Source organism: Achromobacter sp. 1011791174 (assembly GCF_059760925.1).
The window spans coordinates 1-14367 of record NZ_JCBANH010000075.1 but is presented as its reverse complement, the minus strand read 5'-3'; the positions used below and the strand labels follow the sequence as shown (position 1 = coordinate 14367).

The following is a 14367-nucleotide window of genomic DNA, read 5'->3' as shown; positions in this document are numbered from 1 at the left end:
CGGTGTTGCGGGAATTCAAGACGTCGTTGCTGCGGGCTTGCCGTGTCCGCGCGGCGGCTCAGCCCCCGGGGCCGGTCTGCTCGCGCTGGCGCTGACGCATGCGCTTGAGCGCGCCCGCCATCACCACCAGCCAGGCGATCGCCGCGAACAGCGCGAAGGAAAACCATTGCACGGCGTAGAAGGTGTTTTTCTGAAAATCCACCGAAGGCTGCGGCCAGTCGTGCACCAGGCCGTCGTCGTGGCGGCCATCGCCGAACTGGCTCAGCACCGTGGGCAGCAGCTTGAGCCCGGTGGCCTGCGCGTAGGCGTCCAGCTCCAGGTTCTGCACCTGCGGCACGACGCCGCCCGGCGCCGGCAGCGTCGCCGGCAGGCCGGACTTCGCATCGCCGCCCAGCGACCACAGCTCGAACAGGCGCGGCACGCGCGCGGACAGCTCGCCGCGCACGGCCTGCTCGCCCGGCGGGGTCGCCGGCACCTCGGGCTGGCCCTGCATCACGCGCGGGATCCAGCCGCGCAGCACCAGCAGGGCCTGGCGCGAGCCGCCGTCCAGCAGCAAGGGCGTGGCCAGCCAGTAACCGGGCTTGCCGTCCAGGTTGCGGTTGTCCAGCAGTACACTGAACTGGGGCAGCCACTGGCCGCTGGCCTCGGCCACGCGCCACGGCGCCATCTCGTGCGCCGGCGTCGCGGCGCTCAAGGGTAGCGGGGCCTGCTTGCGGCCGGCCTCGATCGCGGCCAGAATGGCGCGTCGCTCGTCGGCCCGGCGCAGTTGCCACTGTCCCAGCGATACGAGTATGACCACGGAGATGCCCAGCAGCAGCAAGGCGGCTACCGTGTAGCGGGTGGAATGCGGTCGAGCCATGTGTTCGTGATTGAATCTGATTTGTCCGGAGACCCAAATGCGTGTTTTCGTGGTGCTGGCCTTTATCGGCATCCTCGCCAGCCTGGCGTCCGCCCTGGTCTATCTGATGCGGGACAAAGGTACCACCAACCGCACCGTCAATGCGCTCACCGTGCGCATCGGGCTGTCCGTCGCGCTGTTCCTGTTCGTGCTGTTCGCCCATCACATGGGCTGGATCGAAAGCACCGGGATCAGATAGGCGCCGCCGGCAGGAGTTCCCGCGCCGGCCCTGACCCCTGAAAACGCAAGGGCCCGGCCAGACTGGCCGGGCCCTTGCCGTTGAAGACCCGCGGCCGCGGGCCGGAGCCCGCGCGCGGCGATCACATCCAGTAGACGAACAGGTACAGGCCCAGCCACACCACGTCGACGAAGTGCCAGTACCAGGCCGCGCCCTCGAAGCCGAAGTGATGGTCGGCCGTGAAGTGGCCGCGGATCAGGCGAATCAGGATCACGGTCAGCATGGTGGCGCCCAGCAGCACGTGGAAGCCGTGGAAGCCCGTCAGCATGTAGAACAGCGAGCCGTAGGCGCCCGAGTTGAACTTCAGGTTCAGCTCGGTATAGGCATGATGGTATTCCGCCGCCTGGCAGGCCACGAAGATGAAGCCCAGCACCACGGTGGCCAAAAGCCAGAAGATGGTCTTGCCGCGATGGTTCTCACGCAGCGCGTGGTGGGCGATGGTCAGCGTCACGCCCGAGCTCAGCAGCAGCGCGGTGTTGATCGTGGGCAGCCAGAACGGGCCGACGGTCTGGAAGTGCTCGACCACGCCGGCCGGGCCGAAGTTGGGCCAGACCGCCTGGAAATCCGGCCACAGCATCAGCTTGTGGTCCAGGTCGCCCAGCCATGGCGTGGTGATCGTGCGCACGTACCACAGCGCGCCGAAGAAGCCGGCGAAGAACATGACCTCCGAGAAGATGAACCAGCTCATCCCCCAGCGGTAGGAATTGTCGATGCGCTTGCTGTTCAGACCGGCCTCGGACTCGCGGATGGCGTCGCCGAACCAGTAGTACAGGATCACGATCAGGGACAGGAAACCCGCCAGCACCAGCCACTTGCCCCAGCTGACGGAATTGATCCAGGCGGCGGCGCCCAGGCCCATGAGCAGCAGCGCGGCGGCCGTGCGCACGGGGTGACCCGAATCTGCGGGCACGTAGTAGTAGGGTGCCTCTTTGTGAACCGAGTGGCTTGCACTCATGGTTTTCTCCCTGGTACAGATCAGATGGTTCGAATTGCTTCAGGAATCGTTGCCGTCAGGTCAGGCTCGAGACTGCCCAACGCACGATCAATATCAGTACGCCCACGAATACCGCTCCGGCCAGCAACCCGGCCACGATCACGTGTACCGGGTTGAGCCTGGCGCTGTCTTCCTGGTAGCCCGCGCCCTTGCGCACACCGAACAACCCCCAGCCCACGGCTTTCAGCGTCTGCAGAAAGCTCAGCTTGCGTTGGGAGGCGTCGCGCAGGTCGTCGCTCATGGGACCGCCTAGCGCAGCGCCACGCCCGTGAGCAGCGACGAGCCGCGCAACAGGGTCCACGCGAACACGGCGGCGACGAACACCACCAATATCAGTCCTGCGATCCGGTTGCGACGGCGCTGCTCTGGAGTCATGGCTCTGCTACCTGAAAACGTTGCGGCTTACTTCACTTCGGGCGGGGTTTCGAAGGTGTGGAAGGGGGCCGGCGACGGCACCGTCCATTCCAGGCCTTCGGCGCCTTCCCAGGGGCTGGCGGGCGCGGGCTCGCCGCGGCCGCGATAGCAACGGATCACCGTCCACAGGAAGATCAGCTGCGACAGGCCGAACCAGAACGCGCCGATGGTGGCGATCTGGTGGAAGGTCGTGAACTGCGCGGCGTAGTCGGCATAGCGGCGCGGCATGCCGGCCAGGCCCAGGAAGTGCATCGGGAAGAACGTGACGTTGAACGAGATCAGCGTCGACCAGAAGTGCAGCTTGCCCAGCTTTTCGCTGTACATGCGGCCCGACCACTTGGGCAGCCAGTAGTAGGCGCCGGCGAACAGGGCGAACAGTGAACCAGCCACCAGCACGTAGTGGAAGTGCGCCACCACGTAATAGGTATCGTGCACCTGGATGTCGATGGGCGCCACCGACAGGATCAGGCCGGTGAAGCCGCCCATGGTGAACACGAAGATGAAGCCGATCGAGAACAGCATCGGCGTCTCGAAGGTCATCGAGCCGCGCCACATGGTGGCGACCCAGTTGAACACCTTCACGCCGGTCGGGATCGAGATCAGCATGGTGGCGTACATGAAGTACAGCTGGCCCGTCACCGGCATGCCGGTGGTGAACATGTGGTGCGCCCAGACGATGAACGACAGCACGGCGATGGCGGCGGTCGCGTACACCATCGAGGCGTAGCCGAACAGCTTCTTGCGGGCGAAGGCGGGCACGATGGCGGACACGATGCCAAAGCCCGGCAGGATCATGATGTAGACCTCGGGATGCCCGAAGAACCAGAACACGTGCTGGTACAGCACCGGGTCGCCGCCGGCGGCGGCGTTGAAGAAGCCGGTGCCGAAGTGGCGGTCGGTCAGCACCATGGTGATGGCGGCGGCCAGCACCGGCATCACGGCCAGCAGCAGGAAGGCGGTGATCAGCCAGGTCCAGCAGAACAGCGGCATCTTCATCAGCGTCATGCCGGGCGCGCGCATGTTCAGCACGGTGACGATGATGTTGATCGCGCCCATGATGGAGGACGCGCCCATGATGTGCATGGCGAAGATGGCCAAGTCCATGCCCGGGCCCATCTGCAGCGACAGCGGGGCGTACAGCGTCCAGCCGGCGGCGGTGGCGCCGCCCGGCACGAAGAACGAGGCCGTCAGCATGATGGCGGCCACGGGCAGCAGCCAGAAGCTGAAGTTGTTCATGCGGGCGAACGCCATGTCCGAGGCGCCGATCTGCATGGGGATCATCCAGTTCGCGAAGCCCACGAAGGCCGGCATGATGGCGCCGAACACCATGATGAGGCCATGCATGGTGGTGAACTGGTTGAACAGTTCGGGCCGGAAGAACTGCAGGCCCGGCTCGAACAGCTCGGTGCGCAGCAGCAGGGCCAGCGTCCCGCCCTCCAGCAACATGAAGAACGAGAAGATGAGGTACATCGTCCCGATGTCTTTGTGGTTCGTGGCGAAAAGCCAGCGACGCCAGCCCGTCGGCATGGCGTGGTGGTGGTCATCGTGACCGTGGCCCGGGGACACGTGGTCTACAGTGACGCTGCTCATGATGGACTCCTTCCTGCTGAGTGCCGCCCCCGCCAGGCGGGGACGTCAGGGTATCTCGACTAAACGGAAAGCGGTTCAGACCGCGAGGGAAACAGCGACGGCGCGCGCATCAGCGCCCGGCCGTCACGTCCTTCGGTTGAACCGTCGGGTCCTGCCCCTTGCCGGCGTTGCTCCAGGCATGGCGCGTATAGCTGATGACCGCTGCGATTTCGACATCGTTGAGCTGGCCGCCGAACGCCGCCATGGCGGTGCCCGGCTTGCCCTTCAGCACGGTGTTGATCTGGGCCGCCTTGGGGCCCAGCACAACCTTGTCTCCGTCGAGCGCGGGGAAGCTGCCCGGGATGCCCTTGCCGTTGGCCTGGTGACAGGCCACGCAATTGGCGGCGAAAACCTTTTCGCCACGGGCAACCAGTTCGGCTTCCGTCCACTCCTTGTTGGGATCGTCGGCCGAGGCCGCCATCCTCTTTTTCTGGTCTTCAACCCACTTATCGTAGTCCGCCTGCGCCAGGACTTCCACGACGATGGGCATGAAGGCGTGATCCTTGCCGCACAGCTCGGCGCATTGGCCACGGTAGATGCCGGGCTGTTCGGCGCGGAACCAGGCGTCGCGCAGGAAGCCCGGAATGGCGTCCTGCTTGACGCCGAAGTCGGGGATCATCCAGGAGTGGATCACGTCGGCGGCGGTCAGCACGACGCGGACCTTCTTGTCGACGGGCACAACCATGTGGTTGTCCACTTCCATCAGGTAGAACTGGCCCTTGGGCTCGCGGTTCTCGATCTGGGCGCGCGGCGTCGACAGCGTGGAGAGGAACTTGACGCCGGCAGCGGAGCCGTCGAGGTACTCGTAGCCCCATTTCCATTGATAGCCGGTGACCTTGACGGTCAGGTCGGCGCTGGATGTGTCTTTCATGGCGACCACCGTCTTGGTGGCCGGCAGGGCCATCGCAATGACGATGATGAAGGGAATGACGGTCCAGGCGACTTCCACGCCGAGGTGCTCGTGGAAGGTGGCGGCCTTGTGGCCGCGGGATTTGCGGTGCGCCCAGATGGAGTAGAACATCACTCCGAAGACGCCGATGAAGATCACGATACAGATCGTGAGCAGCATCCAGTGCAGCCACATGACATCGCGCGCGATCTGAGTCACGCCTTCGTGCAGGTTCAGCTGATTGACCTTCGGGCCGCCGGGCATGTCTTGCACCTGAGCACCCGCCATGCCGCCAATCAGCATGGCACAAGCCCCCAGTATCCCTCTCCACTTCTTCATGCTTACCTCGAAACACGGCGCAAGGGCCGCTGTCGCCTCGTGGCACGAATGTCACTGCAACAGGACTACGCGCGATTATTAGATGGCAAGGATCGGCAGGGAGAGATGCTGCGGCCCCGCGTTCCCACTCGAATCATAAAGAAACTGGCGGATTATAGCGGACGCGCAAACAGATGTAATTTAATCCCCTTGATTTCGTTGGACCCGCCCCCATGGCCGCGCCGCGAGGCCGCGCGGGCCAGTGGCATAAAATCAGCCGCACCTTCATCCAAGACGGTTCCGAGATGCACAAGCAGTTGCCCGACCTGTATGCCGCGCTGCGCGCCCGCGCGCAGGAACTCCCGCCCGACGGGGCGCACGCCTTGTATATAGCGGGGCGTCGCTGCGGCTGGGCCACACACGCCGCGGCCGACGCGCTGCAAGGCGCCGACCATGTCGAAACGGACCACGACAGCGTGCGGATCGGCGAGGGCATGACCCCCGGCCCCGAGCTGGACGCGGTGCTGGAACGGGCCGCGATACTGTTGCGCGATGCCAACTGCCTGCGCGGCTGGCGCGACGAACTGCTGGACGTGGTCGCCGGCGAAGACAAGCTGGGCGTGATGGAGCGCACCGCGCTGCGGCCCTTCGGCCTGCCGACCAAGGCCGTGCACCTGAACGCCTGGACGCCCGACGGCCGGCTGTGGGTGGCGCGCCGCGCCCTGAGCAAATCAACGGATCCCGGTATGTGGGACACCCTGGTCGGCGGACTGGCCGGCAGCGGCGAAGCCCTGGAAGCCGCGCTGGTGCGCGAGTGCGGCGAGGAAGCCGGCCTGGACGAGCCGGACCTGATCAACCGCACGCCGCTGCGCACCATCCTGCGCATCCACCGCCGCCTGCCCGAGGGCTATCAGGTCGAAGACGTGCTGACCAGCACCTGCGTGCTGGCGGCCGACGCCAGCCCCGTCAACCGCGACGGCGAGGTGATGGAAATCCGCGCCATCGAAGTGGCCGAGGCGGTGCGCCTGCTGGCCGAAGGCGAGTTCACGCTGGAAGCGGCCCTGGTCATCGCGGAGGACATTCTGCGCCGCCAGGCGGCCGGCGAAATCCCGGCCTGAGCCGGGGCTGACGCCGGGGCCGGCCCTGACTCAGCGTGATTGCAGGCCGGGTTCGCCCGGCGTCGCGCCACTCTGTGCGGACCGGTCGGTGGCCTGCCGCGCGTCTTCCGCGCCATCGACGTGCCGAACCACGACAGTCTCGCTTTCGATCGCGCGCGCGTCCTTGGCTGTCACGTCCTTTGCCTCGTCCTTCGTCGCGACTTTCGCCGCCTCTTCCTCGCGCCGCTCCTCGCCCGCCGCCTCGGCGGCTTCGGCGGCCGCCGCCGCGCTGGGCGCCGGGACGGGCGCGGCCACGGGCGTCGCCGCCGCCTCGGCCTGCGAGGCCTGCGAGAACTGCTTCCACACCTCGATCGCGCGCAGGCGCTGCTTGGCCACGACCTGGATGCGCTCGCGCAGGTGTTCGTCGCGCGCCAGCAGGGCATGGAAATCGCGCGAGGACAGCATCAGCAGCTTGCAATAGCCCAGCGAGGTCACGTCGGGCGCGATCTGCTGCTCGCCCAGCAGACCGAGTTCGCCGAAGAACTCGCCGCTGCCCAGCTCGATCATGGTGTTGTCCGGCAGGTGCACGGCCACGGCGCCCGAAGCCACGAAGCACATTTCCTCGCCATGGCGGCCCTTGGTCAGCACGCGCTGGTCCGGCAACGCCAGCCTCGGCTTGAGCAGCTTGCTGATGGCGCGCAGCGAATCGGCCGACAAGCCTTCGAACAGGGGCACGCGCTTGATCAGGTCGGCCGCGCTCAGCTCGATGTCCAGCGGCGGGTGCCGGTCGATGTGCGACCAGCGGCTCTGCAATTGCGACATCAGGTCGGCGTACACCTCGCCGCTGATCAGGAACTGCTCCAGCATGTCGCGGTAGCGGATGCGCTCGAGCTCGCGCGCCACGCGGCCCAGGTAGCTTTCCTGCAGCCATTGCGCGTACTGGGGATACTGCAGGTTCAGCGCCTGCATGGCGTTCTCGATCAGGTCCAGCCGGCGCTGGTGCAGCGATACGATGCGCAGCGTGGCCTCTTCGCCCAGCAGCGGCGTGATCTGCTCGCGGGTGAACAGGATCAGGCGCTGCGCCACGGAACGCTTGCTCATCAGGTTGGCGAAACGCTGCCCCAGCTCATGCGCCAGCCAGCCCTGGAAACCGAACAGATAGTGCACGCGCAGGGCCAGCCGGAAGCCGGTCGAATAGCGCACGTCGGCCACGATGGCCTTCTCGAAGCCCTCCACGCCGCCGAGGCGGATGGCGTCCTCCAGCCGCTCGGCCCGCGCCAGCAGCGATTCGGCCATGCGCCAGTCCACGATCTGCGCCTTCAGGATGTCGAAGAACATTTCCTCTTCGCGCTGCGCCACGATCGCCAGGCCGACGGCCACGCGCTGCTCGTCGCTCATCTGGCCCACCTGGCCGTCGTGCACGCTGGCCAGGCTGGCGTCGAACACCGCGCGGATGCGGTCGCGCACCTCGCTGCCGATGTGCTCGGTCTTGGCCAGATCGTCGGTCTTGCCCTGCAGGTCTTCCAGCGCCACGGCCAGCGCCTGGTTGCGGATGGTGCGCTCCACGGGCGACAGCTGGTTCAGCCCCAGCATGCGGATCAGCGGGCGCAGGCTGATGCCGTTGACGAACAGGGTGATCAGCACGAAGGCCGTGGTGGCCACGGCGATGAACTGGCGCGCCTCTTCGGGCACGCCGGTCTGCTCGGTCACAGCCAGCGCCAGCGCCAGCGACACGGCGCCGCGCAGTCCGCCCCACAGCATCACGACCTTGTAGGGCCGGCTCACCTTGGTGCCCAGCCGCGTCAGCCCCAATAGCGGCAGCAGGCCGAACACCACGATGGCGCGCGCCGCCAGCGTGGCCACGAACAGCACCGCCACCAGCGCTAGTTCCTGCCAGTCGGCCGCGGCCATCAGCTTGGGAATCAGCATGGCCGCGAACAGGAAGATCAGCGAATTGGCCCAGAAGCCGAACTGTTCCCAGGCGCTGGACAGGTACTCGAAGGTGGTCGGCGACATGCGGGTGCGGCCGGTGGACCCCACCACCAGCCCAGCGATCACCGTGGCCACCACGCCGGAAACGTTCAGATAGTGCTCGGAGATGAAGAAGGACAGATAGGCCAGCGTCAGCGTCAGCGTGATCTCGGCGGTGGGGAAGCCGCGCAGCCAGGCGAACAGGAAACAGGCCAGCCGCCCCATGGCGAAACCGGCCACGCCGCCACCGATGAAGTGCACCACGAAATCATTGAACACGCCGCTGACGCTGAGTTCGCCATGGCCGCCCAGCACGGCCAGCAGCACGGAGTACAGGGCGATGGACGCGGCGTCGTTGAACAGGCTTTCGCCTTCGACCAGCGTGGTCAGGCGCTTGGGCGCGCCCACTTCGCGGAAAATGCCCACCACGGCCACCGGATCGGTGGTGGCGACGATGGCGCCCAGCAGCAGGCAGACCACCAGCCCGTAGGACGAGATGGCATCGAGCGTGACGCCCACCACCAGCGTGCACACCACCACGGCCACAATGGCCATCATGAGAATGGGGCCGATGTCGTCCATCAACCGGCGCACGTTCATGGACAGCGCGGTCTCGAACAGCAGCACCGGCAGGAACACCATCAGGAAGGTCTCGGACGAGATCTCGAAGCGTTCCAGGGAATCCAGGAAATCACCGATCCAGCTGGGCGCCCAGCCATGCAGGTGAATGACGATGCCGAGCAGACAGCCGACGATGGCCAGCAGCACCGAATAGGGCAGCTTGAGGCGGCCGGCCAGCGGCGGCATGAAGCAGACCAGCGTGAGCAGGCCCGCCAGGCCGAATACGAGAAAACCGACATCCATGTAAAGCCGCGTCCAGATCGTGAGGCGTGTGCGAAGTTTGACAAGAATAGCGGTTTTTCCGGGCCGTTCCGTCAGGCAGTTCACGCTTGCTCACGATTGAGCGGTCCGGAGGCGACGCCATCGCGCGCGCGGACGCCGGTTTTTGGATAATGTAGAGCCGTGCCAACTACGCAGGAGCGGCCCTTGGTCCGCACTCAGTCCCAAGCGCCGCGCGACGGCGCGCCCGCCTTGCTTGTGCAGCTCACCGACTGCCATCTGTTCGGCGAGGCCGAAACGTCAATGCTCGGCGTGAACACCGACGCCAGCCTGCGCGCGGTGCTCGGCCAGATCGAGGCCGACCACAAGCGTCCCGACCTGGTCCTGGCCACGGGCGACCTTTCCCAGGACGGCGAGGTGGCGGCCTACCAACGCCTGGCCGGCATGCTGCAGGCCAGCCCGGCGCTGGCCGGCGCCCGCATCCGCTGCCTGCCCGGCAACCATGACGCGCCCGACACGCTACGCCGCGCGTTGCCCGCCTGGAGCGAGCCGGTGACCGACGTGGGCGCGTGGCGCGTCATCTGCCTGGACACCACCGTGCCCGGCTCCAACGGCGGACACCTGCCCGACAGCCAGCTCGACCTGCTGGAAAGCGCGCTGGCCGAGGCGCCGGAACGGCCCGCGCTGGTCGCCACGCATCACAACGCCATGCCGATCACGCACTGGCACGACACCATGATGATCGACAACCCGCAACGCCTGTTCCAGCTGCTGGCGCGCTGGCCGCAGGCGCGCGTGCTGCTGTGGGGCCACGTGCATCATGAATTCGATCGTCGCCGGCACAATCTGCGCATCCTGGCCACGCCCTCGACCTGCTTCCAGTTCAGCGTGCGCGACGGCCGGCACGTGGTCGACGGCAAGGCGCCGGGCTACCGATGGATCAAGCTGTACAAGGATGGTTCGCTGGCGACCGGCGTGCGGCGGGTGCAGGAACCTGCCGTGAACGCCGCCGAGGCTGCGCGGGCCGCCTGAAGAACACCAACCGCCGCCCATGACGCACCGCCTGGTGGTGCGATCCGTGCGCGGCTGCGAATCACGCGCGCAAAAAAAATCGGGGCACCGGTATATACAGGTGCCCCGCAAGCATCCGTCTCATAGGGGAGGGGAAAGAGGAGAAGCCGAGACGGATGACAAGACTGCTAACCGGAGTTCGCGGTCTACATGAAGTTAGGCGCGGCCCACCCGATTAAGTTTCGGCAATCTGGTGAAATTCCTTAGCGAAGTTGTATCAATTTATTGATGCAACGATGACCATAGATATCAGGCGCAGACTCGCGCGATGGCTCGCTATCGGCTTGCCGCAAAAGCAAAGGGCCGCTTGCGCGGCCCCGGGCTTGTCTGGCATTGCGGCTTCAGGCAGCCAGCGTGCCGCGCATCTTTTTCAGCGCGGCGGCCTCGATCTGGCGGATGCGCTCGGCCGACACGCCGAACTCCTGCGCCAGCTCATGTAGCGTGGCGCCGCCGTCGTCCTGCAGCCAGCGCGCCTCGACGATGCGGCGCGAGCGCGGATCCAGCGCATCGAGCGCGCCATTCAGACCAGCGCTCTGCATGTGGTCGCGCGCGGCGCGTTCCAGCACTCGGGTCGGCTCCTGGCGGCCTTCGTCGGACAGATAGGCGATGGGCGCGTAGCTGTCATCGTCATCGTCCTGGTTTTCGAGCGACATGTCGCGGCCGGACATGCGCACTTCCATTTCGCTGACGTCCTCGCGGCGAACGTTCAATTCCTGCGCGATATGGTCGACCTGTTCCGGGTCCAGCGTCTGGCCGTCCGGGCGCATGCTGCGCAGGTTGAAGAACAGTTTGCGCTGCGCCTTGGTGGTGGCGACCTTGACCAGGCGCCAGTTGCGAATGATGTATTCGTGGATCTCGGCCTTGATCCAGTGCACGGCGAAGGACACCAGGCGCACGCCGCGCTCGGGGTCGAAACGCTTGACGGCCTTCATCAAGCCGACGTTGCCTTCCTGGATCAGGTCAGCATGCGGCAGGCCGTAGCCGAGATACTGGCGCGCCACGGAAACCACCAGGCGCAGGTGCGACAGCACCAGCTCGCGGGCGGCGGACAGGTCTTCCTGGTCGCGCAGGCGACGGCCCAGCTCGGTTTCGCGCTCGGCCGACAGCACCGGCAGGCGGTTCACGGCCGAAATGTACGCGTCGATCGTGCCCAGCGCGCCCGGATTGGCGATGGCCAACGCCAGGGCGTTGCCGGAAGCGGCCAACGAGGTACTGGGTTGCTTCATGGCGGAGGTCTCCGGAAAGCTCAGGGAAAGCGACATGGATTCGATCTTAGCACTCTGGTTGTGGGAGTGCTAATTCGACTATTGCGGCGCGTCAAAGTTTCGTTCCCATTGACGCGACCCCATTTATTTTTGCTGGCGAACGTCGCGAGGGACGTCCGCCCGCCCGTGGCGACCGGGGGCACGCTCAGTCTCACCAGCCCAGGCGCTTGAGCCCTTCCTCCGTGGCCTGTCCGTCCGGGCGGGCGAACAGCGCGCCCCGGGGATCCAGGAAGACCTGGTAGCGGGCCCCGTCGAACAAGGGCATGTAGGCGCCGCTGCCGAACTGCACATCGACGAACGGAAACCAGTTCGGGAAGCTCTTCTTCAGCGAGCCCAGGTCGGGCGCCGGCCAGTCGTCCAGCGAGTGGACCGAGCGCGTGGCGGCAGCTTCGCGCGCGGCGTCGCCATAGCGGCCGGACAGCCGTTCCAGCCGGTACAACGGCGGCACGCCCGCCATCAGGGCAGGCAGCTTCCAGCGCACCACGCGGGCGTCGATCTGCCACTGATCGCCATACAGTACATATTGCTTCTCGCCGATGCCAGGCGCGCTCGCGCGCACCTGGAACTGGCCGTCACCCTGTTGGCGGACTTCGAGACGCGCGACGGGCGCGTCCGTGGTCAGGCGGAAGAACTGCACCAGCGACAGGGCCAACAGGCCCGACACGCAGCCCAGCGCCACCAGCATCAGCCCGAACAGGCGCCGCACCGGCCGGAACTGGAAGAGGCGGCGACCGCGCTCATCTTTCGGGCCGCCCCGGCCCAGCAGCATGAACAGGCCCGGCAGCAGGACCACGACGGCGCCCAGCAGGATCCAGGCGAAGGGAGCGAAACCGTTGATCAAATCAGGCGTTCCTCATCAGGACAAGAACGCCGCGGACCGGGCGCGGCGCCGGCCTGCGGCGGCAGGCCGACCAGTATAGAAGCGCGGTTTCAGGCCGCCGGCTTTCCAAGCTGCTCGACGTGAAACCGGATGTGATCCTCGATGAAGGTGGAGATGAAGTAATAGCCGTGGTCGTAGCCCTCGTGGCGGCGCAGCGTCAACGGCTGACCTGCCTGGGCGCAGGCGGCTTCGAAAACCTCGGGATACAACTGTTCGGCCAGGAACTGATCGGCCTGGCCCTGATCGACCAGGATGCCGCCGGGGAAAGGCTGGCGCAGCCGCGCCATCAGCGCCGACGCGTCATAAGCGGCCCAGGCCTGGACGTCGTCGCCCAGATAGGCGCCGAACGCCTTCTTGCCCCAGGGGCAGCGGCTGGGCGCGGCGATCGGCGCGAAGGCCGAGACCGAGCGGTACTTGCCCGGGTTGCGCAAGGCCAGCACCAGCGCGCCATGGCCGCCCATGGAATGGCCGAAGATGCCGGCGCGCCCGGCGTCGCCGGGCAATTCGCCGCCCGTGGCGATGGCGTGCAGCTCGCGGGTGACGTAGCTGTCCATGCGGTAGTGGCGGCTCCAGGCGGGCATGGTGGCGTCCAGATAGAAGCCCGCGCCAGTGCCCAAGTCCCAGCTTTCGTCCTCGCCCGGCACGTTGGCGCCGCGCGGACTGGTGTCCGGCGCCACCAGCATCACGCCCAGTTCGGCGGCGACGCGCTGCGCGCCGGCCTTGATCATGAAGGTTTCCTCGGTGCAGGTCAGCCCGGCCAGGTAGAACAGCACCGGCACCGGGCCTTGTTCGGCCTGCGGCGGCACGAAGACGGAAAAGCGCATCGGCAGGCCGATCTCCGCCGAGTCGTGGCGGTAATAGCGCTGCGAGCCGCCGAAGCAGCGATGCTGGGAAATGAGTTCCAAGGCGGCGGCCATGCGGGAGTCCTCCGGATTCGGGTTGAAAGATGCGCCCTGACTTGCGGGCCGGGGAAGGGGGAGTGGACGGGCCGGATCGCGGCGTGGACATCCTTAGGGATTAGGGTATATCCACGGTACGACGTTCCGTCGCCAAATGTTAACCTGCGCCTCACGGACGACCGGCATCTGGTTTGTCCCCAGGCTGTGCCCGTCTACGCGGGCTTGCCGCCCGGAACGGGCGGCGCGGTCTGGGTACGAACCATTGCAAAAAATCCCGGCTTCCGTGCCCAGTTTGTGATCAGGGGGCTTGACCGGCGGCCACCGTGGCACTATTTATATACGTGAGAGAAGACATCCCGTTCTTCCGGATGCGCAAGCGCTGACACTATGGCACGTCTGCCCCGCCTGTACGCCCCCGGGCTGCCCCAATTGGTGCAAGCCAATTTCATCCAGCCCCTGGCAGCGCCGTCGCAACCCGCGCCGGCCGATATCCTGAATCAGCTGGCCACCTGGCTGGGCGAGTCCGCCCAACGCCACCGGGTGTCGGTGCACGCCTGGCTGCTCGCCAACGATCGCATCCTGCTGCTGGCCACGCCCGCCGACGAGGAAGGCTTGCCGCGCCTGATGCAGACGCTGGGCCGCAACCTCGCGGCGCGCCTGCGCGGCGGCCGCGTCTTCGCGGGCCGCTACCGCTCCGCGCTGCTCGAGCCCGGCGCCTGGGTCCTGCCCTCGCAGGTCTGGCTGGAAACCTATCCGGTGCGCAGCGGCGCGTCGCAGGATCCCGATTCCTGGCCCTGGTCCTCGGCCAGCAGCCATACCGGCAACACCAGCGCGCCGCCCGCGCAATGGCAGTCGGACCACGCCGATTACTGGGCCTGCGGCAATACGCCGTTCGACCGCCAGGCCAACTACCGCAAGCGCCTGCAGGACGGCCTGTCGCGCGAGGAATCCCAACGCATCGACC

At 66.6% G+C, this 14367-nt stretch carries 14 protein-coding genes; 4 read left to right on the top strand and 10 right to left on the bottom strand.

Annotated elements, in window-relative coordinates; translation table 11 throughout:
- Positions 1-58: 58 nt before the first annotated feature.
- A complete protein-coding gene (locus tag AC6LJ5_RS22110; RefSeq protein WP_498141623.1) occupies positions 59-859 on the bottom strand; it encodes an SURF1 family protein in 801 nt (266 codons plus the stop codon).
- 37 nt (positions 860-896) lie between these two features.
- Here AC6LJ5_RS22110 and AC6LJ5_RS22105 point away from each other — a divergent pair, with 37 nt between their 5' ends.
- Complete coding sequence (locus AC6LJ5_RS22105; RefSeq protein ID WP_103272014.1) at positions 897-1097, top strand: twin transmembrane helix small protein; 201 nt, start codon at positions 897-899, stop codon at positions 1095-1097.
- Positions 1098-1218: 121 nt separating this feature from the next.
- Here AC6LJ5_RS22105 and AC6LJ5_RS22100 read toward each other — a convergent pair whose 3' ends face one another.
- The 5 genes from AC6LJ5_RS22100 to coxB all read right to left on the bottom strand — a co-directional run bounded on the left by AC6LJ5_RS22100 (position 1219) and on the right by coxB (position 5401).
- Entirely contained in the window at positions 1219-2091 is an 873-nt protein-coding gene (locus AC6LJ5_RS22100; protein WP_103272013.1) for a cytochrome c oxidase subunit 3, read from the bottom strand.
- Positions 2092-2146: 55 nt separating this feature from the next.
- Positions 2147-2371 (bottom strand): DUF2970 domain-containing protein, encoded by a 225-nt coding sequence (locus tag AC6LJ5_RS22095; protein WP_103272012.1) that lies wholly within the window; start codon positions 2369-2371, stop codon positions 2147-2149.
- Positions 2372-2379: 8 nt separating this feature from the next.
- Positions 2380-2505, bottom strand: a complete 126-nt coding sequence (locus AC6LJ5_RS22090; protein ID WP_212319326.1) for a cytochrome oxidase small assembly protein — start codon at positions 2503-2505, stop codon at positions 2380-2382.
- A gap of 27 nt (positions 2506-2532) precedes the next feature.
- The gene (gene ctaD / locus AC6LJ5_RS22085) at positions 2533-4134 is read right to left on the bottom strand and encodes a cytochrome c oxidase subunit I (protein ID WP_103272011.1); all 1602 of its coding nucleotides are present in this window, start codon (positions 4132-4134) and stop codon (positions 2533-2535) included.
- Positions 4135-4243: 109 nt separating this feature from the next.
- Positions 4244-5401, bottom strand: coding sequence for a cytochrome c oxidase subunit II (gene coxB, locus AC6LJ5_RS22080; protein WP_103272010.1), 1158 nt, complete (start codon positions 5399-5401; stop codon positions 4244-4246).
- A gap of 284 nt (positions 5402-5685) precedes the next feature.
- Between coxB and AC6LJ5_RS22075 the strand changes: the two genes are divergently transcribed.
- Entirely contained in the window at positions 5686-6498 is an 813-nt protein-coding gene (locus AC6LJ5_RS22075) for an NUDIX hydrolase (protein ID WP_498141631.1), read from the top strand.
- A 30-nt stretch (positions 6499-6528) separates the two neighbouring features.
- On the opposite strand, the gene AC6LJ5_RS22070 is transcribed toward AC6LJ5_RS22075, so the two are convergent.
- Positions 6529-9312: a cation:proton antiporter gene (locus AC6LJ5_RS22070; protein ID WP_498141622.1), complete on the bottom strand. Its 2784-nt coding sequence runs from the start codon at positions 9310-9312 to the stop codon at positions 6529-6531.
- A 183-nt stretch (positions 9313-9495) separates the two neighbouring features.
- Here AC6LJ5_RS22070 and AC6LJ5_RS22065 point away from each other — a divergent pair, with 183 nt between their 5' ends.
- Entirely contained in the window at positions 9496-10320 is an 825-nt protein-coding gene (locus tag AC6LJ5_RS22065; RefSeq protein ID WP_369869746.1) for a phosphodiesterase, read from the top strand.
- A 380-nt stretch (positions 10321-10700) separates the two neighbouring features.
- Here AC6LJ5_RS22065 and rpoH read toward each other — a convergent pair whose 3' ends face one another.
- From rpoH to fghA, 3 genes are all read right to left on the bottom strand, one after another.
- Positions 10701-11621, bottom strand: coding sequence for an RNA polymerase sigma factor RpoH (rpoH, locus tag AC6LJ5_RS22060; protein ID WP_199770959.1), 921 nt, complete (start codon positions 11619-11621; stop codon positions 10701-10703).
- 154 nt (positions 11622-11775) lie between these two features.
- Positions 11776-12465: a hypothetical protein gene (locus AC6LJ5_RS22055; RefSeq protein ID WP_103272008.1), complete on the bottom strand. Its 690-nt coding sequence runs from the start codon at positions 12463-12465 to the stop codon at positions 11776-11778.
- Positions 12466-12554: 89 nt separating this feature from the next.
- Positions 12555-13421: an S-formylglutathione hydrolase gene (gene fghA / locus AC6LJ5_RS22050; RefSeq protein WP_103272007.1), complete on the bottom strand. Its 867-nt coding sequence runs from the start codon at positions 13419-13421 to the stop codon at positions 12555-12557.
- 369 nt (positions 13422-13790) lie between these two features.
- On the opposite strand from fghA, the gene AC6LJ5_RS22045 reads away from it, so the two are divergent.
- Positions 13791-14367 (top strand): transposase (locus AC6LJ5_RS22045; RefSeq protein ID WP_498141621.1); only part of this gene is annotated, 577 nt, incomplete at its 3' end.